The organism is Orenia metallireducens, assembly GCF_003001995.1.
GTDB classification, from domain to species: Bacteria; Bacillota; Halanaerobiia; order Halobacteroidales; family Halobacteroidaceae; genus Orenia; species Orenia metallireducens_B.
The window spans coordinates 1-25950 of record NZ_PVNB01000029.1 but is presented as its reverse complement, the minus strand read 5'-3'; the positions used below and the strand labels follow the sequence as shown (position 1 = coordinate 25950).

At 32.7% G+C, this 25950-nt stretch carries 17 protein-coding genes; 2 read left to right on the top strand and 15 right to left on the bottom strand.

The genetic code is table 11. The features are described 5' to 3' along the window. Window positions 1-51 precede the first annotated feature (51 nt). The gene (putP, locus tag BX659_RS15575; protein WP_097019247.1) at window positions 52-1521 is read right to left on the bottom strand and encodes a sodium/proline symporter PutP; all 1470 of its coding nucleotides are present in this window, start codon (window positions 1519-1521) and stop codon (window positions 52-54) included. Between the two features lie 388 nt (window positions 1522-1909). On the opposite strand from putP, the gene BX659_RS15570 reads away from it, so the two are divergent. After that, window positions 1910-2644, top strand: a complete 735-nt coding sequence (locus BX659_RS15570) for a DUF3153 domain-containing protein (RefSeq protein WP_097019246.1) — start codon at window positions 1910-1912, stop codon at window positions 2642-2644. Between the two features lie 280 nt (window positions 2645-2924). Then, complete coding sequence (locus BX659_RS15565) at window positions 2925-3614, top strand: HD domain-containing protein (protein WP_097019245.1); 690 nt, start codon at window positions 2925-2927, stop codon at window positions 3612-3614. Window positions 3615-3733: 119 nt separating this feature from the next. On the opposite strand, the gene BX659_RS15560 is transcribed toward BX659_RS15565, so the two are convergent. The 14 genes from BX659_RS15560 to glgA all read right to left on the bottom strand — a co-directional run bounded on the left by BX659_RS15560 (window position 3734) and on the right by glgA (window position 24706). After that, window positions 3734-4678 (bottom strand): aminoimidazole riboside kinase, encoded by a 945-nt coding sequence (locus BX659_RS15560; RefSeq protein ID WP_097019244.1) that lies wholly within the window; start codon window positions 4676-4678, stop codon window positions 3734-3736. Between the two features lie 15 nt (window positions 4679-4693). Beyond that, window positions 4694-6337: a methyl-accepting chemotaxis protein gene (locus BX659_RS15555; protein ID WP_097019243.1), complete on the bottom strand. Its 1644-nt coding sequence runs from the start codon at window positions 6335-6337 to the stop codon at window positions 4694-4696. Window positions 6338-6463: 126 nt separating this feature from the next. After that, the gene (locus tag BX659_RS15550) at window positions 6464-7462 is read right to left on the bottom strand and encodes an ABC transporter permease (RefSeq protein WP_097019242.1); all 999 of its coding nucleotides are present in this window, start codon (window positions 7460-7462) and stop codon (window positions 6464-6466) included. 1 nt (window position 7463) lies between these two features. Beyond that, window positions 7464-8954 (bottom strand): sugar ABC transporter ATP-binding protein, encoded by a 1491-nt coding sequence (locus BX659_RS15545; RefSeq protein WP_097019241.1) that lies wholly within the window; start codon window positions 8952-8954, stop codon window positions 7464-7466. Between the two features lie 78 nt (window positions 8955-9032). Then, complete coding sequence (locus BX659_RS15540; protein WP_097019240.1) at window positions 9033-10019, bottom strand: substrate-binding domain-containing protein; 987 nt, start codon at window positions 10017-10019, stop codon at window positions 9033-9035. A gap of 890 nt (window positions 10020-10909) precedes the next feature. Next, the gene (locus BX659_RS15535; RefSeq protein ID WP_097019239.1) at window positions 10910-11497 is read right to left on the bottom strand and encodes an ANTAR domain-containing response regulator; all 588 of its coding nucleotides are present in this window, start codon (window positions 11495-11497) and stop codon (window positions 10910-10912) included. Window positions 11498-11606: 109 nt separating this feature from the next. Further along, window positions 11607-13499, bottom strand: a complete 1893-nt coding sequence (locus tag BX659_RS15530; RefSeq protein WP_097019238.1) for a histidine kinase dimerization/phosphoacceptor domain -containing protein — start codon at window positions 13497-13499, stop codon at window positions 11607-11609. Between the two features lie 521 nt (window positions 13500-14020). Next, window positions 14021-15502: a glycoside hydrolase family 32 protein gene (locus BX659_RS15525; protein ID WP_097019237.1), complete on the bottom strand. Its 1482-nt coding sequence runs from the start codon at window positions 15500-15502 to the stop codon at window positions 14021-14023. Window positions 15503-15866: 364 nt separating this feature from the next. Next, window positions 15867-17231, bottom strand: a complete 1365-nt coding sequence (locus BX659_RS15520) for a sucrose-specific PTS transporter subunit IIBC (RefSeq protein WP_097019236.1) — start codon at window positions 17229-17231, stop codon at window positions 15867-15869. Between the two features lie 282 nt (window positions 17232-17513). After that, on the bottom strand, window positions 17514-18521 hold the full coding sequence (locus tag BX659_RS15515) for a LacI family DNA-binding transcriptional regulator (protein ID WP_097019235.1): 1008 nt from the start codon (window positions 18519-18521) through the stop codon (window positions 17514-17516). 85 nt (window positions 18522-18606) lie between these two features. Next, window positions 18607-19557 (bottom strand): aminoimidazole riboside kinase, encoded by a 951-nt coding sequence (locus tag BX659_RS15510; RefSeq protein WP_097019234.1) that lies wholly within the window; start codon window positions 19555-19557, stop codon window positions 18607-18609. A 484-nt stretch (window positions 19558-20041) separates the two neighbouring features. Continuing rightward, window positions 20042-21331 carry a glucose-1-phosphate adenylyltransferase gene (locus BX659_RS15505; protein WP_097019233.1) on the bottom strand — a complete coding sequence of 430 codons (1290 nt, stop codon included), beginning with the start codon at window positions 21329-21331 and terminating at the stop codon, window positions 20042-20044. Between the two features lie 183 nt (window positions 21332-21514). Further along, window positions 21515-23233 (bottom strand): phospho-sugar mutase, encoded by a 1719-nt coding sequence (locus BX659_RS15500; protein ID WP_301178933.1) that lies wholly within the window; start codon window positions 23231-23233, stop codon window positions 21515-21517. Between the two features lie 18 nt (window positions 23234-23251). Then, a complete protein-coding gene (glgA, locus tag BX659_RS15495) occupies window positions 23252-24706 on the bottom strand; it encodes a glycogen synthase GlgA (RefSeq protein ID WP_097019232.1) in 1455 nt (484 codons plus the stop codon). Between the last annotated feature and the right edge of the window lie 1244 nt (window positions 24707-25950).

The window sequence follows — 25950 nt, the reverse complement described above, 5'->3', positions numbered from 1 at the left end:
ACTCTCTTATATTTTATTATCTTTAAATTTACCTTATACTTTTATTCCACTCTACAAAACATCTCCTGATTTTACAACCTCTACTACCTGATCAAACTCATCTAAGATATTTTGATTATCCTCTGCAAAAAATAGGTTCATCACGATAATTGTCAATGCATTAGCAATAAATCCTGGAACTATCTCATACATCTTAGCCCCTAAACCAACCTGCTTCCAAACAACTAAAACTATAGTTCCTATAACCATACCTGCCAAAGCACTCTTCCAGCTGGTCTTTTTTGAAAATAGTGCAAATAAAACTACTGGTCCAAAGGCTGCACCAAAGCCTCCCCAAGCATAAGAAACAAGGCCTAATACTGTATTATTTGGATTTAAAGCCAAAAATAAAGCTATCACAGAGATAATTAATACACAGATTCTTCCTACATGCATCAATTCAGCTTCACTGGCATCTTTATTAATAATCTTATCATAGAAATCCTCTGTCAATGTTGAAGATGACACTAATAACTGTGAATCGATAGTAGACATAATAGCCGATAAAATAGCTGCTAATAATACTCCACCAATCCAAGGGTTGAATATTTCAGTAATCATCTCTATAAATACACGCTCAGCATCAGCAATCTCAGGGAACATAGGAATGGAGATTAATCCTACAATTACTGCTCCCCCTAAAGAGATAAGTACCCAAACAATAGCAATAGTCATCGCTTCTGGTAATTTCTTAATAGATTTAATACTCATAAATCTAGCTAGAATATGTGGCTGACCAAAGTAACCTAACCCCCAAGCCATAGTAGAAATAATGACCATCAACGGTAAACTATGTTCAGGAATTAAGCTTAAAGATATGTTCTTAGCTGACATTGCTTGATTAATCGCTTCCATCCCACCCACATGATTATAGGCTAGAATTGGTACTATAGTAATAGCTAAAAACATCAATATCCCTTGGAATAGATCTGTCCAGCATACTGCTAAGAATCCTCCTAAGAACGTATACAGAACTATCACTACAGCACCAACTACTACAGCTACTGTATAGTTAATACTAAACATAGACTCAAATAGCTTTCCTGCTGCTACTAAACCTGAAGAAGAATAAATTGTAAAGAATATCAGAGTAATAATCGCAGAAATAATTCTTAACAATCCCGTTGGATCTTGGAATCTATCTTCAAAAAAAGAGGCTAAAGTCATAGAATTGGTCTTGCCTGTATATACCCTTAATCTAGGTGCTACAAACTTCCAATTTAATACTGTCCCGATAAATAGACCAATAGCAATCCAAGACTCCTTACCCCCTCCTAAGTAGACTGCTCCTGGTAATCCCATCAATAACCATCCACTCATATCACTAGCTTGAGCAGATAAAGCTGTTACCCAGCTACCCATTCCTCTTCCACCGAGTAAATAATCCTCAATATTGGTAGTCTTCTTATAAAAATAAATACCTACTCCCATTAAAAAGATAAAATAAATTATAAAGGTCACTAACGTTTGTATCTCTATCATCTAATTACTCCTCTCAGCACAAAATTATTTTTTATCATCATACCATAATTTCTACTTTTATTCAAATAATTTTATATTTATTCATAAAGTTTCAAAGTTATAAAGCTATAGCTAGTTGTAGCAAAGAAAGTAATATAATATAGAGATATTACGATACTTTGCAACTAAGTATAAGGCTAAGATTAAGTTTGAGTAAATCATAAAAACACTGCTTAAACTATCCTTAGACTTATACTTAATCTTATACTTAAACTCAAAAAGTGTCGCAATATACCCATAATCCGCTATTTTATATACTCTAGTTTAAATCAAAGAATAATATTAATCAACTTAGATATAATAAACAAAGTAACTTCATTAAGTTAATTCTATACAGAAAGGATTGCAGATGAAAAAGACTACTAATTTAATTTTACTAACTATTATCTTAACTTGTATTATCTTCTTTATGTCAGGATGTATGAAGCTTAGAGTAAATCTATCTTTAAATAGAGATGGAAGTGGAGATATTGAATATATTCTAGCAACTCCTCCATCAATCTATCATCTAATCTCCGAAAATCCAGGGGAATTAATAAAAATTAAGAAAACTGCCAAAAAGACTGGTTATACTATCAGTGATTTTAAGAGCAATGAATATCTTGGAATAAGATTAAAACAGAGCTTTAATGATATAACTAAGATTAAAAATCCTGTTATCTTAATCGAAGCCTTTAAGAAGAATTATGCTAATGATAAGTTTCATCCTGATAACTTAACTACTCCTGATATAGATATTAAGAGATCCTTCGTTTATACTTATTATACCTACCAGCAAGAGCTTGATTTGAGTAATTATACTGGAAAAGAGAATAAAATCCCAGGAATAACTCCTTCAGTGCTAAACAAGATTGACTTAGGAATAAAATTGACTCTGCCAGTTAAAATTTTAGAGCATAATGCCGATCTTGTTAAAAATCAAGGAAAAACCTTAGTCTGGAACTTTATCCCTGCTAAAAAACAGAGGATATATTTGAAAGTAGCAGTATTAAATACTGTCAATATCATCAGTACAGCAATTGCTTCCCTGATAGTTCTTTTTATTGGAATCTTAGTCTTTATTAAAAAGAGTAGAGTAAAATAATATTAAGAATGACTTGAAATAAAGATAACTGACCAGTTCTTTATAATGATCAGGTATCAAATACTTATCTACAATTATTTATTTCGATATAACCATATTTATCCTTCACATCTTAAATAAGATATTCTTTAGTAAAGAGTGGATAATTTTAAAAATCATATTAGCACTTTCAGGTTAACTAAGACCCTAACCTAAAGTTTAGAGTATATAATCTAAATAGTTGACATCCTTTATATAGATGATAGAATAAATAAAGGTCATATTATAGAAAGGTGATTTAATGTATTCTAATTTAATAAATAAAATCAACATTAATCTAAAAAATCATATTGAAAATAATATAATACCTCTATATGACAACTTTGACAAAGCCCATAGCAGAAGACATGTCAATATAGTAATTAATAAGTCTCTCCACTTAGCTTCTTTACTTAAAGTAAGGTTGGATATTACCTATGCTGCAGCAGCTTATCATGATATTGGGTTAGGCTATTATCCTGATAATCCTATTAAAAACCGTAAAGATCATCATAAATATTCACAAATTCTAGTTAAACAGGATAGAAAGTTAAAAAAGTTATTTAAACCAGAAGAGCTTGAGCTAATTGCTCAAGCTTGCCATGATCATAGAGCATCTTTAAAAGAAGAGCCCCTTTCTATTTATGGCAAGATTATTGCTGATGCTGATAGAATGGATGGTTTGAAGATTGAAAAGATGATTAGCAGAGCTTGGGAGCATACTATTTACTATAATCCAGAGTTGACCTTTACAGAGAGTTATCAAAATATCTATGAACATTTAAAGGAAAAATACAGTTATAATGGCTATGCTTATAGATCGTTTTATTTAAAAGAAAGTCAGAAGATGATTAAAAGTAGCATAATTGATTCCCAAAAAATATTAGATTCGGAGGATAGATTTAAAGAGGTATTCTATAAACTTATTGATAATCAGAAGATAAGAATTTAATATCAATTTAAAATATAATAATAAAGGGATATTGTGATATCACAATATCCCTTTATTATTTAACTTATTGTAAACAACTTTTAATGTATAATATTATCAAAGACAAGATTAAGATTTCCTCACCCCATAATCTCTTGAATTTGCTCCAAAGTAGGTAAAGCCGACATAGCACCTTTTTGGGAGGCTGCTAAGGCTCCAGAGATACTAGCAAACTTAATAGTATTATCTAAAAACTTCTTATCTAACTCACTTATCTTCTTGTCTGTCTTATTTAGGTTGTATAGGATACCTGAGACAAAAGCATCTCCTGCTCCTGTAGTATCCACTGTCTCTACCTCCATTGCTTCTATAAAGGTTAGTAGATTATTATAGTAATAATAAGAACCTTTACTACCATAGGTGACATAAGTTAAAGAAATATCATATTCCTGTTTTAATATTTTAACACCCTTTTCTACATCTACTTCACCAGTAATAAATTCTAACTCTTCTTCAGAAATCTTAAGAATATCAACCTGATCTAAGATAGAGATAATTCCTTCTTTAGCTGCTTGACTACTCTCCCAAAGATTTAGACGTAAGTTAGGGTCATAAGAAATTAGCATTTCCTGCTCTTTAGCCTGTTGTACAGCATATTTAGTAGCACTACAGGCTGGCTCATGGATTAAAGAGATCGAACCAAAGTGTAAGATTTTATTTTCTTTAAATATCTTAGTATCAATATCATCTTGACTCAAGAAAGTATCAGCGCTAGGATTAATATAAAAGCTAAAACTTCGATCTCCATCTTCAGCTAAAGTAACAAAGGTCAACCCTGTTCTAGCCTGATCTGTTAAGAGCATATTATCTGTATTAACACTATTTATCTCCAAAATCTCTTTCATAAATCTACCTAATAGATCATCACCAACCTTACCTACAAAGGTAGACTCTGCTCCTAGTCTACTTAAGCCTACTGCCACATTAGCTGGAGCTCCTCCTGGACTCTTTTGAAATTTCATATTATTATCGTCTAAAGGGGTAAAGTCAATCAACGCTTCTCCCAAAGATATAATTCCTTTCATTTATATTTCACCTCTTTATCTATTCTTTAATTTTTGATTAGCAACTATTATATTATTTATCAGTTTTAACTGCTGTTGATATTGAATACTCTGACTATCAATACTCGCAAGCAGATCATTATTTAAATTAACTACCTCTTCCATTGTATATTCCAACTGATTAGTTCTATCTAAAGTAGACTCTATTTGGGTAGATACCTTGCTACTACTAGCAGCAATCCCTTGGGTTACCCTATTTATCTGCTGAGTTGAATGAAGTTGCTCTTTAGCAGATCCAATTACCTTGCCCATCTTAGTAACAATCCCTCTTGAGAGGCTATTGACCTTTGAAAAGATATTAATAATACTCATACTATCATCTTTATCTACCATATTAATAATTGCTTGCTCAGATACCTCATCAATCTCTTTGATAATACTTTTAACAGAGTTGGTAGCAAGCAAACTCTCATCTGCTAGAATTTTAATTTCATCTGCTACCACAGCAAAGCCCTTACCGTTTTCCCCTGATCTAGCTGCCTCTATCGATGCATTTAATGCTAATAAATTGGTTTGATCAGTAATCCCCCTAATCTTATCAGATATTTTATCTATCTTAGCAAGACTTAATTTAAGTTTTTCCATAATATCAACTGTTTCATAAATTATCTTATGTGCTAAGGTAATTTGATCATCAGCTTCTTCAATAGACTCATATGTCAGCTGAGCAGCATCTAAAATCTCTTCAGCTTGAGTATTTAAAGAGTTAGCTCCTGTTGATACTTCATTAATAGAACTTGATATCTGAGAGATTGTAAAAAAGACTTCTTTATCTGCCTTAATTGAATTTTTAATAATTTGAAAGCTATGATTAATTCTCTGATCAACATTATCTGCTCTATCCTTCATCTTTTGAGCAGAACTATTTATCTTATCACCTCTAGTAGCAGCCTGAAAGGTCTTCGCTTTTATATCATCTGTAACATTAGTAATCCTTTTATTAGATAAGATCACTAAAAGAAGAGATACTAATAAGCTTATAGTAGTTATAATTATAGCCCTCTTTCTGATATTAAGAGCACTATCTACAATACTACTCATATTCTTACTTAACTCATCCCAATTCTCTCTGACAAGAGATGAGTTTTTCTGATTAAATTTAGATATTATTCCTGTTAGCTCTGAAAATAGCAGCCTTCTCTCTATGCCATCAACTTCTGACTTTGATAACTTATTGATTTTATCATCTATTTCAGCAGCTAGACCATCAATCTGATCTAACTCTTTTAAAATATCCACCTCTATTCTATGCTTTTTAATAGAGTTTATATCTTTGGAAATAATATCTCCTGTTTCTTTTAAGGCAACTATACCTGACTGCCAACCATATATATTCTTCTCTCTTCTTAACATATTTCTAGTTATTCTTTCATTAGATTGAACAATCGGAATTATATTTTTATCTAAATTCTCAATCTTATTTAAGATTTGATTAGTATTCTCTAAGATTATCATTGCAGTTATCAATAAAATTATAAATAGTCCATAAAAACCCCACTGTACTTGTTTAGCAATAGTTATTCTAGATAACAGCTCTTTAAATTTACTAAAATATGAGCTATGCTTCTCTTTTGAGATAAATATAATATTTTTCCCCTCCTTTACAAAAAGTATCAACACTATAACTTAATACTATGGAATTAATTAGAGATAAAAGGCTTATAAAAACAGTCTGTAGTTTTTACAGACTGTTTTTAAGAATAAAATTTAATATGCATAGAATTTATAAATTTCAATATTAAAAATCTATTTTCTCTTTACAACTCCTGATCTAACAAATACAGCGCCTACAATAACTGCCCCTTTTACTACTAGCTGTAGATATGGAGATACATTCAATAAATTCAATCCATTATTGATTATTCCAATAATAAAAGCTCCAATCAGAGTTCCTATAATTGTACCTCTACCACCCATAATATCAGTTCCTCCAACTACAGTGGCAGCAATAGCATCCAATTCCCATCCTTCACCTGCTAAAGGTTGCCCAGAACCTAACCGAGCAGCCAAAATCAAACCAGCAATTGCTGACATAAATCCTGTAATCATATAAATCTTCATTTTAATTGCTTTAACACTGATTCCCGAAAGTCTAACTGTCTCTTCATTATCTCCAAGAGCACATACATGGCGACCAAATTTGGTCTTATTTAATACTACACTAGCCACAGCTAAAATAAGAACCATAATCCAAACTGGTACTGGAATTGCTCCTAAATAGCCTCTACCGATAAACTTAAAGCCAGCTGATAATCCCGCAATTGGACTCCCACCAGTATATAATAAAGCAGCACCTCTAGCCATTGACATGGTACCTAAGGTCACAATAATTGGTGGTATCTTAGTATTAGAGATTACTAAACCATTAAAGACACCAAAAGAGGTTCCTAAAGCCAAACCTAAAATACTGGCCAATACTGGTGACATCCCTGAATTTACAATAAATCCTGCAATTAATGTTCCTGTAAAGGCTACAATAGAACCAACTGATAGATCAATTCCACCTGTTAAGATTACAAAGGTCATACCAGTTGCAATAATAGCATTCAAAGAGACTTGGCGTGCCAAGTTAATCATATTTCTAGATGTAAAAAAATAAGGACTAGCAATTGATAAAGCAATAGATAATAAGATTAAACCGATAACTGCATATATCTCAGGCTTATAATAACTATTATTAATTTTTTCAAAAAAGCTATTCTTTTTGTCAGAAGAACTGATTTTTTGAGTTAATTCTAAATCCATCTTAACCTACCTCCCCAGCAGCACTCTTCATAATTTTTTCTTGACTTAGTTCTGTACGATCATAAACACTACTAATTCTACCTTTATGCATGACTAAGACCCTATCACTCATCCCAATAATCTCTGGCAGTTCAGAAGAGATCATAATAATTGATTTTCCTTGCTCAGTCAATTTATTCATCAGTTCATAGATTTCATACTTAGCCCCAACATCAATCCCTCTAGTTGGCTCATCAAAGATTAGGATATTGGAGTTGGTAAACATCCATTTAGCTAAGACGACCTTCTGCTGATTACCTCCACTTAAATTTCTAGCTAGCATCTCTTGAGAAGGTGTCTTAACCCCTAAACTCTCAATATACTGCTGTACTTCTCTTCTCTCTTGCCCATTGTCGATCAGTATCTTTTTAGTTATCTTATCTATCTTAGCTAGGGTGATATTATTCTTAATCGACTGACCTAAGACAACCCCCTGCTGCTTTCTATCCTCTGGCAGCAGACCAATCCCATGGTCAATACTATCCTTTGGAGAATCTACATTGATTAATTGTTTATTAAGATAGATCTCTCCTGTATCCTTAGGATCAGCACCATATAATGCTCTAACCAGCTCTGTTCTTCCAGCTCCTACCAATCCTGCAACTCCTAAAATTTCACCTTTGTATAAGGAGAAGTTGATATCCTTTAAGACCCCTTCACTAGACAGTTTCTTAACCTCTAATACCTTCTCGCCTGGTGTTACTGTTCGTGGTGGATAACTATTGGTCAAATCCCTGCCAACCATCCAACGAATAATCTGATCTTTATCAATCTTATCTACATCATCAGTAGCCACATTCTCCCCATCACGCAGCACCGTTACCCTATCTCCAATCTCAATCAATTCATCTAGATGATGAGAGATATAGATAATAGAAACACCTTTCATCTTTAAGTCATAAATAACTGCAAATAAACGTTCTAACTCTTTAGGTGTTAAAGTTGCTGAAGGCTCATCCATCACAATCAATTTAGCTCCAAAGGAGAGTGCTTTAGCAATTTCAACAAACTGTTGCTCAGCAACACTCAACTTATTAACTAAAGCCTTAGGACTAACCTCTACCCCTAATTTATCTAATATCTCTTGGGTATCAGCATACATCTTCTCTTTATCAATCATTCCAAATTTATTAAGTGGCTCTCTACCCATAAATATATTTTCAGCTACACTCAGCACAGAAGCAAGATTAAACTCTTGATAAATTATGCTAATCCCTTCTTGCTGTACCTGTAAAGTACTACTTGTATCTAATGGCTTCCCATTAAATACTATCTCACCTGAATCTCTTTGATAAGCACCTGAAAGAATCTTCATTAACGTAGACTTTCCTGCTCCATTCTCCCCAATCAAGCAGTGGACTTCTCCTCTACGAATTTCTAGACTAACACTCTTTAGTGCTCTAACACCAAAGAAAGACTTATTGATATTCTTCATCTCTAAAATATTATCCATAATAGGCACCCCTCTATTAGAGTTTAAATCTAATAATTAGAGTAAGAGTTGTCTTCAACTCTTACTCTATAAAGTATCTTACCAACTAAAGCTAGCAGCATTCTCACTAGTGATTAATTTTACTGGTACAGGTAATTCATCAGGAACAACCTTCCCATCTAGTAACATCAATCCATACTCAACACCCAATTTTCCAATCTTTGCAGGCTCTTGGGCAGCAGTTGCAGCCATACCCATTCCAGTTTCATTATTAGCAATTACCTCTACTGCATTTGGAGCACCATCTACACCCATCACAAAGAATTCATCAGCACGACCAGCAGATTGAGCAGCAGCTACTACCCCTAAAGCACTTGGATCATTGATAGCAAAGACAGCATCAATTTTTGGTTGAGCTTGTAAGATATTCTCCATAACTTCCATTGAATCAGCTTTCTTACCATTACCATTCTGTTCTGCAACAACTTCAATTCCTGGATATTTCTTAATAGTTTCCATAAATCCATTATATCTATTTCTTACAGCAGATACAGGATTACCATTAATAACAACAACCTTTCCTTTCCCATTCAAACGTTCATTAACATATTCAGCATTAATCACACCAGCTTTATAGTTATTAGATGCAATAAAGATATCACGGTCACCAATAGAATCACCATCAACACAGACAACTGGAATTCCAGCCTCTTTAGCAGCAGCAACAATACTTTCTGATGCTTCATAGTCAACAGGATTTAATAATAATAGCTCAATACCTTGCACGATCATATCTTCAACATCAGCCAATTGCTTGGCAGCATCATGCTGACCATTTGAAACAAGTAAAGTTCCATTTAAATTACCCTCTACCTCTTCTCTAACAGCATCCTCCATAGCTTTAAAGAATGGATTATCAGTGGTCATAAACGTAATTCCAACCTTGATTCCTTCATGAGGTTTACCAGTTGTATTCTTCTCCTGTTTATCATCTCCACCAAAGATCCACCATGCACCTGCATTTACTGTTAAAGCAAAAACTAAAACCATTGCTAAAATTAATACCATCCCTTTTTTATTAAACATTAATAAATCCCCCCAATTTTAATTAAATCAATAGATTTTTTGATTTTTTAACTCATTTTATTTAGATGGGGCTGCTGCCCCATCTTTATAATAAGAGCCCTTATAGAACAACCATACTTATTGGCTCTGATCAACTTATGATTATTTTAATCTAATAAAATAATCGCTTATAATAATTATTAAATTAACTTATTAACTATCCCCCTTCCCTTTAATCTCTTTTTAAAGGGCTTTAGCCCTCAATTTATAATAAGAGTCCTTATTAAAGTAATTAAACTTATGACTCTAATTACCTAAAACTTATTATTTTAAGTATAATAGCCCATTTATATCAAAGCCACCAAAGATTTTGATATAAATGGGCTATTATAGTCAATAGTTATTATAAAGGTTATACCCACTCTATTAAATTTTTTAGTATTAAAAGCTATAGTTTATTCTTAATTATGTTCTCTTATATGATTATATATGATTGTTTTACTTATGAATTATATGTTATAAACTCATACAAATAAAAACAGGTGCCCCATACATGCATACATAATTTAACGTATACATATATGGGGCACCCATAACCCCTGTAATCTACACCAGCCATAGGCATAGACTCTATATTTTAAATTGTTCATTTATATTCTCTTGAAATAATTTTCTCCACACCGACCATGAGCATAAAGAAAAAGTTCTAACTCTCTCACTTGATAAATTTATTATACACTCTTATGCCGAAACAATCAAATTCAATCAAATACAGCCTCAAACAATTATATGATTTTAACTCCATTATCCTCTGTAAATCTCATCTTTACTTAATTTTAGTTTTTACTAACTGATAATTAACTTTCTAGGATTATACTGACAATTTACTCTAAGCAAATCAACAGATCCTCCTATACACTAAACAGACTATCTGCTTTGATTATATCTTTAGCTAAGTCTACCATCTTCTTATTATTATTCCTACTCATCTGCTGTAATTCTTTCATCGCCTCTGCTTCTTTCAATCCTTTTCTATCCATTAAAATCCCCTTTGCCCTCTCGATATACTTGCGATTTTCTAGAGAGATTTTAGTATCCTTTAATTCACTTTCTAACCTCTTAAATTCCTTATATCGAGACATTGCCACCTTGATAGCAGCACTTAAATCATTAGCATCAACAGGCTTAACTAAATAGCCAAAAATATCTTCACCACTAGCCTTCTCTATTAACTCTTGGTCATGGTAGCCACTGACTATTATACTAGGAATAAATATCTTATTATTAATCCTTCTAATTGCCTCAATCCCATCTACAGAGGGCATATTAATATCCATAATTATTAAATCAGGCTTTTTATCTAGAGCCAATTTGATGGCTTCTTCACCATCTGTTGCCTCTCCAACTACTTCATAGCCAAGCCTTTCTAAATTGGCCTTTAAACCCATCAAACATAAATACTCATCTTCTGCTACTAAAATCTTTAATGGTTTTTGCATAAGATCCCCCCCTAATAAATAATAAATTGAAGATATATCTTTAATATAATTTTACAACTTGTGTTATTAGAATATTTGATAAAATATAGAGATATTAAGACAGTAACCGCTAACTTCCTAATGAGATACTTTTAATTGGTAACTTTATTATCACCTTAGTTCCTGGCTCTAACTTAGAAAACTTAATCTCTCCTTTAAATTCATTTTTAATTATAGAATCAACTATCGATAACCCTAAACTGTTCAGTTTAGCTAAATTAAAGTCTTGAGGTATCCCTACTCCATTATCTTTAATTACTAATAATATTACTTCTTCTAGACGTTTGCATTTGATATCAAGAGTACAAGCCTCCCCATTAGCAAAGGCATGTTCTATAGAGTTACTGACCAGTTCATTGACGATTAGAGCAATCGAAGAGGCCTTATTATAAGCAATAAAGATATCATCCAGCTCTAGATTGACCTCAACCTTCTTATCTAAATTAATAAATCTTACAATAATTTTAATTAAAGTCTTAAGATTTGTAATACTTCTACCGAATTTATCTTTAGATAAGATATCATGTACAGTAGCTATACTTTTAATCCGTAGGATAATATTATCCAAAATATCATCGATGGACTTATCTGAGTTCTTACTAATAAAAATCTTCTGCAACGATATTAAATTAACTATAGCTTGGAGATTATTCTTAATCCGGTGGTGGCTCTCTTGTAGTAAAGCAGACCTGCCCATTAATCTAGTATCTTCAATAGCCAATGCAGCTTGCCGAGCAAAAGCCGATAAATATTTAGCTTCCTCTTCAGAATGTAAATAAAAACCTTCATAAAAGATCTGAATAATTCCTGAAACATGAGACCTAATCAGAAGTGGAATACAGATAATTGTTCTTACCTGATTGATCTTTTTAAATAGGGAATAAAATTCCTTATCATTAGCATTAGAATAATAAAAATTATCCTCTTTAGAAATATTTAAAATAGATTTTTTCTTTAATGTAGCTTCTAAATCCTTCTTTATTTTAAATTCTAAACTATCTATTACTGTACCAGTACTCTCATCAATTAAATTTATAATACAACCATCGGCATTCATCACCTTACTTACCTCTTTAGCTAATAATAAGAGCACATCTTTTAACTCATACTCAGAGGTCAAAAATTCTGCTGCTTTAAAGACAGCATCTAAGACTTCTCGCTCATCGCTTGAACTAGCCTCAACCTCTCTGTAGTTATAATCAACTAACATATTCAAGAGCTTTTGGGGACATTTTTTAGCTTCTGCAGCCGATAAAGTCCCTTTAATTTTAGAATTAGATAGGATTGAGATTCTATCAGAAATCTTTAAAGCCTCTTCCCAGCTTTTAGTGATATAAAGGATGCTTCCACCAGACTTTTTATAATTATGTATAATTTCATAGACTTTAGAGGTAGAATCAGAACCTAGCTTATCTGTCATCTCATTTATAATAAGCACTTCTGGCTCCGTTAAGAAGACCTTAGCAATAGCTACTAGCTTCTTCTCTTCAGTAGATAAGGTGCTTACTTTGGCTTTATGATCTAAGCCAAAGTTGAAGCTTGTTAAAATAGCTTTAGCTCGCTTATTGATCTCCTTCCAGTCAATAAAGTTAAACCACCTTGTGGTTGGATAATTTAAGTCAAAGAGATTTTCTGCTATAGAAAAGGAGTTTGTAAGAGGAAATTTCTTTAATAAGAATCCTATTTCAGATAGCTTATGCTTATGCTCCTCACTTATTAGCTTACCTTTAAAATTCAATTCTCCTTCAACCTCTTCTAATGGGAGTTCAGCAAATATCTCTGCTAAAGATTCCCCTCTAAGGTAAGTAGCAAGGGTCTTAATGAAGAGCTCACTGATCGATTCATTTTCCACTACTAAACTATGGACCTCCCCATAATTTAAATCTAAATTTATCTTTTCGATACTATAACCTTCTGAATTACTAGAGGATAAATTATTAATCTTAAGAATACTTCTATTCACTGTGCTACACCACCTCTTATTATATTTAATAGGTGTAATATTATATATCCGTGAATTTAAAATGAATCTTAATGGGTATATTGCGACACTTTCGTGTCAGATGGTCAGTAGAGAACGGTCACGACCGTTCCCTACAAATTATATCAATTTTTAATCAAAAAAAGTGTTGTAATGTCATTCTATAAAAGCAGATCCAAACTAAATTATCTACTCACAAACTGACATTTGAATTTATAAAATAAATCTATGAAGGGTTAAATGATAGGAATGCCTATAAATAAGAAGTTAATTTTCAAATAAATTCTTAGTCATAGAACTAAGGGCAATCTTTGTTAAATTTTGGATAGGGGGTTGTAATTTATAATAATTGTATTATAAAATGAAATAAATGTCAATAAACAGGATTAACTTTATCTGCCACTTCAAATAATCAACTCTCTTCTTTTAAAAATAGCAAAACTCTTCATATTTATTTAAATAATGAAGAGTTTTGCTTAATAATCACTAAATTTATTAAATTATCAGTTAAGCTTCCACTTCTGAATTTTATTAATAAGTACTTTAGAACCTTGAGCAAAAAATTTAATCCTCTTACTATCTTGACCTGGATAGATTCTAGCGGAGAATACTTCTTGACCATCATTAACAAACATCTCTATAGAAGACTTATCGATAAAGAAGTGTAATTTGAGCCTACCATCATTCTCTATTAAACAATGGCGTACTCCCCCTCCGCCCAATCCAGCCTTGTTTCTATCAAAAGATAAAATCTTATCTTCTGTCTTATACTTAATTATTGTCTCTTCCTTTCCATCAGCAGAACACCTTAGCTTAATACCAAATTCTTCTGCATCTCCCACTTCAAATTCAACAATCAATTCAAGAACATCACCTGAAATCCCCTCTAACTCTAATTTTTGATTGTTAATCTCAATACCTCTATATTCTAGATAATCTCTTCGTAATTGCTTTAACTCTTCAACTGGATTTTGAATCAATCTATTCTCAGCATTTAACCTTAATTCTCTAGGAATAGTCATACAGTGGATCCACCCCTGATCTCTTTCAGCATAGTTTTGATCCTCTTCTGGTAATCCCATCCAAGCAATCATTATTCTTCGCCCTTTATCATCAAGAGTAGTCTGAGCAGCATAGAAATCAAAGCCTCTATCTAATTCCCTGAATTCACCATGATCCATCCTGCCAGTCTTATAATTCAGTTTACCTACTAGATATCCTGCTTGGTAGATATTATTATAGAGATAACCTTGAGCCTCTAGACCTTGTGGTAAAGTAAGCAGAACATCCTTGCCATCTAGCTCAAATAAATCAGGGCATTCCCACATATAGCCAAAATCATCAAGATTGTTAAAATTACTCCCAGCTACCTCTCCCACTAACTCCCACTCTTTTAAGTCCATAGATTTATATAAGAGGACTCTTCCTTCTAACTTAGTAGTCTGAGTACCAATCACCATATACCAACTTCCATCTTTTTGCCAAACTTTAGGATCTCTAAAGTGCCTTGTATAGCCTTCAGGTTGATTTTCAATTACTGGTCCTAGCTTCTGAAAGTTGACCCCATCCTCTGTTATTGCTAAACATTGGTAGGTCTCTCTATTATCCCATTCATCCTTGACATTGCCAGTATAGATAAAGGTCAGAGTACCATCATTATCAACTGCACTCCCTGAATAACAGCCATGGGTTTCATACCACTCACTTGGAGCAAGAGCTACCGGTAGTTCCTCCCAACTTACTAGATCCTTACTCTTATAATGCCCCCAATAAAGCAGCTTATCTGCTGGATAGACTGGATTGAATTGATAACATAGATGATACTCTCCATCAAACTGGATAAAGCCATTGGGATCATTTAACCAACCTACTGGAGCCATTAAATGATACTTCAATCTATAATAACCCTTTGCTACTTTCTCTCTATTATCTTCAATAATTTGCTTAGCCTTAGCTAATAATTTATCTTCCTTCTCTTTATTCATAATTACACCTCTCTATAATCAATAATTAGTAACGAGTGATAAGTAAAACAGGTAATCAATCAAATTTATAATGAACTTTAAAGATGTGTCTATATAGAGAAAAAACGAGATTTAGGCGGTAGGTGGGTAGGGGTTAGGAAAATCGAACTACCTAACCACCCAACCCCTAACTACCAAAGTGAAAAGTGTCGCAATATCCCCATCAAGTTTCACTTTAGACTTGGAAACCTATATTTGAACTTAAAGTTGAAATTAAAATAATCATCTTAATTCCATCCTTAAACTCAAATTCTTAAATTAAATTCTTAAATTAAATTCTTAAATTAAATGATAAAGAAGGGGAATTCCCCTTCTTTAAGTTAGATTATTTTTCATCCTTAAAACCAATAAGGAAAGTTGCTGCAAAAGCACCACCAAAAGCAATTACACCAGCAATTATATAATTAATCATAGATCCTTCTTTTACAATAGTAATTCCTGGAATACCTGTTACCCCTAAACCAACCATACTCACCTTAGTCAATACGATATACCCTCCACCTAAGGCACCACCAATAGCTGCAGCAATAAAAGGTTTGACCAATCTTAAGTTGACACCAAAGATTGCAGCCTCGGTAATTCCTAAGAAACAAGAGGTTGCTGCCGGTAAAGCAATTGCCTTAAGTTTCGTATTCTTAGTTTTAAAGTATACTGCTAAAGCAGCGCCACCCTGAGCAACGTTAGCCATTGACCAGATTGGTAATAAGAAGTTAGCTCCATACTTTGATAACAATCCTGCTTCAATAGCATGGAAACTATGATGCATCCCAGTAATTACAATTGAAGAGTATAATCCACCAAAGATTAGACCAGCCACTATCCCAGCAGTATCATAAGTAAATAAGATAGCTGCTGAAATTCCATCTCCTACAAATCTCATCACTGGACCTATAGCAAGTAAGGATACAAAGCCTGTTACTAAGATAGTTATAAAAGGGGTTACAATAATATCTAAAGCATTTGGTACAACTTTTCTTAAACCTCTTTCAATGTATCCCATTACCCAGACAGCCATTAAGATAGGTAAGACTGTACCTTGATAACCGACCATTCCTACCTTCATCCCAAATAAGTCTAAAGTCTTCTCTATTCCCCCAGCCATCGTCCAAGCATTCTGTAATGCAGGGTGAATTAAGATACCACCTAAGGCTGCCGCTAAGTAAGGATTGGCTCCAAACTCTTTAGCTGCACTAAAAGCAATAATTACCGGTAAGAAGATAAAAGCTGCATTTGAGAACATGTCTAATAAAGTATATAATGAACTACTAGAATCAACCCAGTTAAATCTGTTAGCCATACCCAACAGTCCCATTAATAATCCACTAGCTACAATAGCGGGAATAATTGGTACAAAGATATTTGACAACATTCTGGCAAAACGCTGTAATGGATTTAGATTCTGCATAGCTGCTTTTTTAGCTTCACTAGTACTTACCTCAGAAACTCCACTATCTTTAGTCAACTCTGCATAGACTTTATTGACTGTCCCTTGCCCAATAATAATCTGAAACTGCCCTGAATTGATAAAAGCTCCTTTTACTGCAGAGATACTCTCTACCTTAGCTTTATCAGCCTTATCATTATCTTTTAATACTAAACGTAATCTTGTCGCACAATGTGCTGCACTATCAATGTTCTCTTCTCCACCAATAGCTTCTAAAATCTGTTTTGCTATTTCACTATAATTCATTCTTTCTCCCCCTTAGTTAATTCTGTTTTTAAGATACTAAAAATCAGCAGAAGTAATAGGAAAGAGGAGCTTATAGTCTTATATTAATATCAGCTTATAGAAAGTTACTCTTATTATCTCCTCTTCTTTAATCAAAGCATTCAAACAATTACAAAATAAAGCTTATATAAATTATAATCTTATCTTAATTTATGCTTTTAGGAATATCCCCACAGCTAAAATTATCTTATAAATATTTTGGGAACGTTCCCAAAAGTTCTAAAAAATATAAGCATAGTATACCTATATTTTTTTAACACTTTCTCTCTCTATTATATGGTAATCCATCAGTAATTTTCCTTTGAATTTATCTCCAGTGATATACTTTAATAGAATCTTAGATGCTTCTTCTCCAGCCTTAAGATGATCATAATCGACTGTTGTCAACTCTGGAGTAATCCAAGAGCTTATATCAGAGTTACCAATTCCTACTACAGATATATCTTCTGGTACCTGATAGTCTCGCTCTTTAAGATATTTAATTGCTCCAAGGGCTAAACTATCAGTTACTGCAAATACTGCTGTTGGTAGCTGTCGAGAACTCTCAATTATCTCTTTCATCCCCTCATAACCTGAGTTAATAGAAAAGTCACCTTTATAAAGATATTCTTCTGGAACTTCAAGGTTATTCTCTGTTAAAGCTTCTGCATAACCCTTCTTTCTTAACTGTCCAACAGCTATATCATACTCTTGGACACCAATATAGGCAATCCGCTGATGCCCTTGCTTAACTAAATACTTAGCTATATCTTTAGCTGAATTAAAATCATCATGAATTACACATGGGAAATCGACAATCTCACTAATATCTTGACCTAATACTACTACTGGTAAATCAATCTTATTTAAGGTCTCAAGGTGTTTTGATGTAAGTTCAGTAGCAAAGAATAAGATACCACTTACCCTCTTCTCCTTTAAGAGCTCTAAATACTTAATCTCTTCTTTAATATCCAATCTAGTATTTGTTAATAGAAGGTTGTAGCCATTATCATACATAATATTACTTATACCCTCTACTGCTGAGGAGATAGTACTTGTATTGATTCTAGGAACTATCACCCCAATACTATTGGTACTATTTCTCTTTAAATCCTTAGCTATAGAGTTGGGTATATATCCCGTCTCCTCTATCACCTGCTGAACCTTCTTTCTAGCTTTATCACTGACATGTTCAGCATCATTGATCACCCTTGAGACTGTAGATTTAGAAACACCAGCCAATTTAGCTATCTCTTTGATTGTCATTCCCATAGTATTAAACCCCTTTTTCTTGGGAACGTTCCCAAGTTTTCTTATAAAAATTATACCTCAAATTGATCTGAAAGTCAATACTCTTCTAAGAATTTTTTAATAGCTCCTTAACTTGCTCCAAGGTAGGTAAGGCAGACATAGCACCTTTTTGGGAAGCAGCTAAAGCTCCAGAAACACTAGCAAATTTAGTAGTAGTATTTAAAAATTCCTTATCCAATTTATTTATCTGCTTATCTGTTTCATTCAAATTATATAAAATTCCTGAGACAAAAGCATCACCTGCTCCTGTTGTATCAACGGTCTCAACTTTAATAGCAGGTACAAATTCTAATTCACCTTTGTAATAATAATAAGAACCTTTACTACCAAAGGTAATATAAATTAATGAAATATTATACTCTTCTTCTAATTGCTTGACCCCTGATTCTACATCATCATTTCCAGTAATAAACTCTAACTCCTCATCAGAGATCTTAAGTATATCTGCTTCACCTAACATAGAAACAATGCCTTCTTTAGCAGCTTCACTACTTTTCCATAAATTCAGACGTAAGTTAGGGTCATAAGAGATTAGCATTCCCTGCTCTTTGGCCTGTTGTACAGCATATTTAGTAGCACTACAAGCTGGCTCATTAATTAAAGAGATAGAACCAAAGTGTAAAATCTTATGCTCTTTAAATATTTCATTGTCAATATCTTCTTTTCTTAAGAAAGTATCAGCACTAGGATTGATATAAAAGCTAAAACTTCTCTCACCACTTTCATCTAAAGTAACAAAGACTAGACCTGTTCTAGCTTCATCAGTTAAAATCATACTTTCTGTATTGACACCTTTTTCATCCAGAGTCTCTTTTAAGAAATGACCTAATAGATCATTACCTACTTTACCCACAAAGGTTGTTTTTGCCCCTAAATTACTAAGACCTACTGCCACATTGGCTGGAGCTCCTCCTGGGTTCTTCTTAAAACTCATATTATTTTGATCCAAGGGTATAAAATCAATCAATGCCTCCCCTAATGTTATAATTCCTTTCATAAATAGTCACCTCTTTTATATTATTTTTATAGTTTAACCACCTATTTATGGTGATATTACCTAAATTCAATGATCAGTGAGCAAAAAATATTCTCTATAAATCATTACCATCTGAATTCTTTATAATTTAGATCTTTACAAATCAGATAAACATTTTGGAAGTAATTATATAGGTTAGATTAGTCTTTGTCAAATTTATCTCTGAGATGCTATTAACTCCATAATGTTAAACCTATAAGTTGATTATAACCTCTATTTAGTGGTTCTTCTTGCTATTCTTTTTATAGTAAACCCACATATAAATAAGGCTACTAACTATTCTCCACTAGCTAGTAGCCCATCATTGATCTATAAATATTACCCTAAGCTCTTTTGGTTAAAATAGAAGAGCAAAAGTAATAACTTTCACAATTAACAGTAATTCTATCTATTAATGCAGTTGTCTCAGCTTTTGTGCCAGTAAAATATCTAAGCTTACTAACTATTATCTAGCCAAGTCCATTATATACTCTTCAGAGCTAATTGTTTGTGATCTAACAGTACTCCCACTTGGGATATGTTTATCTGCAAAATCCTCTTCTACAACAGCAGGCAGAATCCTACAATTACGACCAATCTGAATATTATCTGGTACTCTAACTCCTTTTCCGATTACATTCAATCCATTCTCTAACAGTTCTGGCTTCTCATCATTAGGAGTCATATCATTACCAAAGCCAATATGAGAGTTAGTGCCAATAACTGTATCTTTATCAATTATGCATTTACAGATTATAGAATCCTTCTTTATTATAGTATTATTTAAAATAACTGAATCTCTAACTACTGCTCCCTCTTCTATTACTACTCCAGGAGAAAGAACAGAATTCTCTACTACACCATTAATTATACAACCATTGGAAACTAGACTCTTTATTGCTTGACCCTTTGCACCAAATTTAACTGGTGGCTTCTCTTCACTTCTAGTGTGTAAATTCCAATTGGAATCATACAGATTTAACTCTGGCAAAGGCTCTGTTAAAGCTAAGTTCGCTTCCCAAAGAGCCTTAAGAGTACCCACATCTCTCCAATAACCGCCGTACTCATAAGCAAAAACATTATTATTATCAATCATTTCTGGAATAATATGATGACCAAAATCAGAGTTCTCTTGATTACAGAAAGCTTTTAGCTTTTCAATTAAAATATCAGCTGTAAAGACATAGATCCCCATTGAAGCTAAATTACTTTTTGGTTCTTCAGGTTTTTCAACAAAATCTACAATCTGCATATTATCATTTGGCTCTAAAATTCCAAATTGATGAGCATCCTCCCAAGCTACTCTCTGAGTAGCAATAGTTAAATCAGCCCCTTTTTCTATATGTTGAGAAATCATCTCATCATAATTCATCTTATAAACGTGGTCTCCAGAAAGTACAACTACATACTTAGGATTATGACTTTTAATATAAGAGAGATTCTGATAAACGGCATGAGCAGTCCCTTTATACCAACCACCTTGCTTTCCAGTATAAGGCTGCAGTATGGTTACACCACCTATTCTTCTATCTAAATCCCATGGCTTTCCAATACCTATATGGTCATTTAATGATAGCGGTAAATACTGGGTCAAAACACCTACATTATAAATTCCTGAATTAACACAATTACTTAAAGCAAAATCTATTAGTCTAAACTTTCCTCCAAAAGGAACACTTGGCTTTGCTCTATGCTCCGATAAAATATCCAATCTCGTTCCTCTACCACCTGCTAAAACTAATGCTAATGTCTTCATCAAATAATCCCCCCTAGTTTATCTTAATAATTTGAAAGTTAATATAATTATTTATAAATTTAACTCTAAACAAATAAACTTTATTTCTTCTAAATCACCACCTTCCAATAGTCATCTAACGTCAGAATAAAATTTAAAGTACAGTCAAATTATTTAATTATAAAATAATTATAAATAACTATATTAATCAATTAACTCCATTACAGCTTCTTTTAACTTAACCAATTTCTCATCTGCTGCTTGATTACTCTCTGCTGTAACTGAGAAATAAAACTTAACCTTTGGCTCTGTTCCAGATGGTCTTACTGTTACTAAACTATCATCCTCTAATAAAAACTGTAGCACATTAGATTCTGGTAAATCGATAGACTGCTCTTCTCCACTAGCCACATTATATTCCTTACTGACTAAGTAATCCTTGATAACAACTACCTTCTCTTTATTAATCTCTGTTGGACTATCCTCTCTTAAAGATTTAAGTAAGGCAGCAATCTTCTCTTTTCCTTCTTTTCCTGGCATCTTAATTGCTTCTATATCTGCTTTATAGTAACCATACTCTTCATACATTCTCATTAATTCCTCATAGATTGAGCTCTCTTTAGCCTTATAATAAGCTGCCATCTCTGCAATTAGCATAGTAGCTACTATTGCATCCTTATCACGGGCATGGATTCCATATAAGTATCCATAGCTCTCTTCAAATCCAAAGATATACTCCTTATCATATTTTCCTTCTTCAAATTCTCTAATCTTCTCACCAATATACTTAAATCCAGTTAAAGTATCCATTACATCAAAACCATACTTCTTAGCGATTGGTTTAATCATCTCTGTAGTTACAACAGTCTTAATAACTACACCATTCTTAGGCACCTCTGCTAAAGAGTTAACAATATACTCAGTTAATAGAACTCCTACTTGATTTCCATTTAAGAATACCCATTCTCCCTTAGTATCCTTAACAGCAATACCTACACGGTCTGCATCAGGATCATTGGCCATAATCAATTCTGCACCCTTCTCTTCAGCCAATTCAATCCCTAACTCAAATACTGCTGGCTCCTCTGGATTAGGATAAGATACTGTAGAGAAGTTAGGATCAGGTTTTTCTTGCTTAGCTACTACATGTAAATTCTTAAATCCTAATTCACCTAAAACTCTCTGTACAGGCATATTTCCTGTCCCATGTAATGGGGTATAAACGATATGTAAGTCATCAGCCACCTCTTTAATAGCCTCATGATTTAAAGATAAGTCCTTTAAAATCTTGATATATTTGTCATCCATTTCAGGATCGATAATTTCAAATAGACCTTGTTCACGCGCCTCTTCTTCAGAGATAGTCTTGACATTGTCAAAGCTTTCAATAGCATTAACTTCTGCAATAATCCCTTTATCATGGGGCGGAACAACTTGGGCCCCATCTTCCCAATACACTTTGTAACCATTATACTCTGGTGGGTTATGGCTTGCTGTTACCATAATTCCTGCAGTTGCTCCCAACTCTCTAACCGCAAAAGAGAGCTCTGGAGTAGGTCTTAAATCATCAAATAAATAGGCTTTGATTCCACTTGCTGCTAAGACCAAAGCTGCCTCTACTGAAAACTCCCTTGATTTGTGCCTAGAATCATGGGAAATCACTACACCTTTAGATTTGTCACCATTCTTCTCGATATAGTTGGCCAGACCTTGAGTAGCCTTTCTAATAGTATACTTATTGATTCTATTAGTACCTGCTCCAATAATACCTCTCAAACCACCAGTCCCAAAATCTAAGCTAGTATAAAATCTCTCCTCAATCTCCTTCTCATCACCAGCTATTGCCTTTAATTCTTCTTTGGTTTCTTGGTCAAAGTAATTATTCTCTAACCATTTATTATATTCTTCCTTATAATTTATCATATTTACCCTCCTCTAATTTCAATTACTCTTTTTATCTACTAATTTAGAATATAATTTAAGATACTCTTTTGCTGAACTCTTCCAGCTAAAGTCACTTTCCATTCCTCTTTTGACCAGTTTAGTCCATATCTCTTTCTGCTGATAAAAGCTAATTGTCCTCTTAATTGTATATAACATATCCTGAGCATCATAATATGTAAAGCTGAACCCATTTCCTTCTCCAGTTACTTCATTATAGGATTGAATAGTATCATTTAAGCCACCAGTCTCCCTAACAATAGGTATAGTACCATACCTTAAGCTAAATAACTGACTTAAGCCACAAGGCTCATATTTTGATGGCATTAAGAAGATATCACTACCTGCATATATCTTCTGGGCTAAAGTAGCATCATATTTGATGTTAGCAGATACCTTCTGAGGATAACGCCTTGCTATCTCTCTAAAAAGTTTTTCATATTGATTATTTCCAGTACCTAATATAACCAGTTGGACCTCTTCTTCCATCAATTCATCAATAACACTAGCAATCAAATCTAATCCTTTTTGATCTACCAGCCTTGAAATCAGACCAATCATAGGAATCTCAGCAGCTTGGGGTAGCCCCAGCTCTTCTTGTAAGCCTCTTTTATTCTCAGACTTTCCTGTTAAATCTCCTGAATTATAATTAGCATAAATTCTCTCATCAGTCTCAGGATCATTGTCCTTATAACTGATTCCATTAACAATACCATACAAATCATCACCATTCATTCTCATTACATAGTCCAATCCCTCACCAAATTCAGCAGTTTTAATCTCCTCAGCATAGGTCTTACTTACTGTAGTGATCATATCTGACATTTCAATTCCCATCTTCATATAATTAACACAATCATCATGGCAGACTACTCCCCAATTCCAATATTTATAAGGCAGTCCTAAAGTATCCTCAAGAATCTCTTTACCAAAGACACCTTGATAACGTAGATTATGAATTGTATAGACAGTCTTAATATCTTTATAAAAATCATAAATCTGATAATCTTCTTTTAACATAATGCTCAAAGGACCTGTCTGCCAATCATTACAATGAATAATATCTGGTTTAAAGTCTACCTTTGGTAGCATCTCTAAAACCGCCCGACAAAAATAAGCAAACTGTACATGCTTATCATCATTTTCATATAAGGTCGTTCGATCAAAATAACTCTTATTGTCTATAAAATAATTTATTATTCCATCCCTCTCTAATTTATTGACTCCTACATAGTCATCTCTCCAAACAACTCTTGTTCTAAAATAGAGTACAGGCTCTATTTGGCTTAGGTATTTACTATCTATCTTGCTATATTGAGGCATAACCACTCTTACATCATGCCCTAATTCTTTAATAGCTTGTGGTAAAGAACCTACTACATCAGCAAGACCACCTGTTTTAGCAAAGGGAGCTACCTCTGAAGATACGAATAATACTTTTAATTTTTCTGTCACTATAATTCCTCCTTAATTAAGCTAGCATAATAGAAAAAACTCTAAAGTAAAACTCATGATAATTTAACTTTCTTTGATTACTTTTAGGTTATCATATCCTTAAATTGATAATTTTTCCTAATAAGATTCAACAAAAAGAATTTCTACATATTGATTCATAATTAAAAATTTGGCGATACTCTTTAACTTGATAATTTTATTAAACAAGTAATTTAAATATCAAAAACAGAAGAATCTATGCAAAAATTCTCGATAACATCTTATTAATATTAATAAGATGTTATTATTATAATTATTATAATTTTACTTAACAGAAATAATATCAATCTTTTAATCATCTGGAAAATGAAGGATGTAAAATCTTAAATCAAGTTCATAATTTTAAAATTTTAAAAATAATTAATAATACAAAATCTTTTTCTTTGGAGTTAATAGATTGGTCTTTTAAATAAAAGTTCATAGGTAATAACTTTGATTAATTTACGTCCTGAGGGAGGTGTCACCGGAGAAGTCTCTTAGTGTGCATCAAGGACACTCTATTAGGGGTCTAGTGTATAAGAAAACTAATAGAACTCTTATAAAAGCTAATAAATATAATTACTATATTGAACTTATTAAATAAAGCAGACTCTTATTAACTTATACCCTTCCCTAATAATCATTATAGGTTATGTACTTAAAAATATAATTATAAGCCAGTAATATATACTAGCCTATTTTACTAAATAAAATCTATTTATGGATATTATAACAAAATCTACTTTCTCTTTCAAGCTTTTTCCCTTTTGTTAAGGAAAAAAATATACTTATTCCTTGAAATCATATCGACTGAAATTTATCCACTTTAATTATTATAAAATTAAATACTTATCATAGATTAGAATAAAAAATCACCAAACAAAGATATTATACAATAAATCATTATAGATCAATAAATTATCCTTCTGCTTTAAAAGTATATCGATAATTATACTCAACAACTATTAACTTCATATTAATATAATGTAAAATTTAATTTAATTTTTTAATAAAGGAATTAATTGTAAATATAGTCTGATTATCATCAATCTCGAACAACTTAAATTATAGCCACCAAACTTTAGAATGAAATTGAAATATGACGTTATATAGAGATATTACGACACTTTTGAATTGGACTTAAGTCAATATCTTGGACACAAAAAATTGAACAAATTAAGCAGCTAATAATTGTTTTTCATATTCATTAGGAGTCATATAGTCAA

Coding starts and splice junctions, on each gene's coding strand:
- BX659_RS15515 (WP_097019235.1), bottom strand. CDS start 18,521: ATGGGAATGACAATCAAAGAGATAGCTAAATTGGCTGGTGTTTCTAAA.
- BX659_RS15545 (WP_097019241.1), bottom strand. CDS start 8,954: ATGGATAATATTTTAGAGATGAAGAATATCAATAAGTCTTTCTTTGGT.
- BX659_RS15565 (WP_097019245.1), top strand. CDS start 2,925: ATGTATTCTAATTTAATAAATAAAATCAACATTAATCTAAAAAATCAT.
- BX659_RS15525 (WP_097019237.1), bottom strand. CDS start 15,502: ATGAATAAAGAGAAGGAAGATAAATTATTAGCTAAGGCTAAGCAAATT.
- BX659_RS15550 (WP_097019242.1), bottom strand. CDS start 7,462: ATGGATTTAGAATTAACTCAAAAAATCAGTTCTTCTGACAAAAAGAAT.
- BX659_RS15510 (WP_097019234.1), bottom strand. CDS start 19,557: ATGAAAGGAATTATAACATTAGGGGAGGCATTGATTGATTTTATACCC.
- BX659_RS15520 (WP_097019236.1), bottom strand. CDS start 17,231: ATGAATTATAGTGAAATAGCAAAACAGATTTTAGAAGCTATTGGTGGA.
- BX659_RS15570 (WP_097019246.1), top strand. CDS start 1,910: ATGAAAAAGACTACTAATTTAATTTTACTAACTATTATCTTAACTTGT.
- BX659_RS15500 (WP_301178933.1), bottom strand. CDS start 23,233: ATGATAAATTATAAGGAAGAATATAATAAATGGTTAGAGAATAATTAC.
- BX659_RS15505 (WP_097019233.1), bottom strand. CDS start 21,331: ATGAAGACATTAGCATTAGTTTTAGCAGGTGGTAGAGGAACGAGATTG.
- BX659_RS15540 (WP_097019240.1), bottom strand. CDS start 10,019: ATGTTTAATAAAAAAGGGATGGTATTAATTTTAGCAATGGTTTTAGTT.
- BX659_RS15560 (WP_097019244.1), bottom strand. CDS start 4,678: ATGAAAGGAATTATATCTTTGGGAGAAGCGTTGATTGACTTTACCCCT.
- putP (WP_097019247.1), bottom strand. CDS start 1,521: ATGATAGAGATACAAACGTTAGTGACCTTTATAATTTATTTTATCTTT.
- BX659_RS15535 (WP_097019239.1), bottom strand. CDS start 11,497: ATGCAAAAACCATTAAAGATTTTAGTAGCAGAAGATGAGTATTTATGT.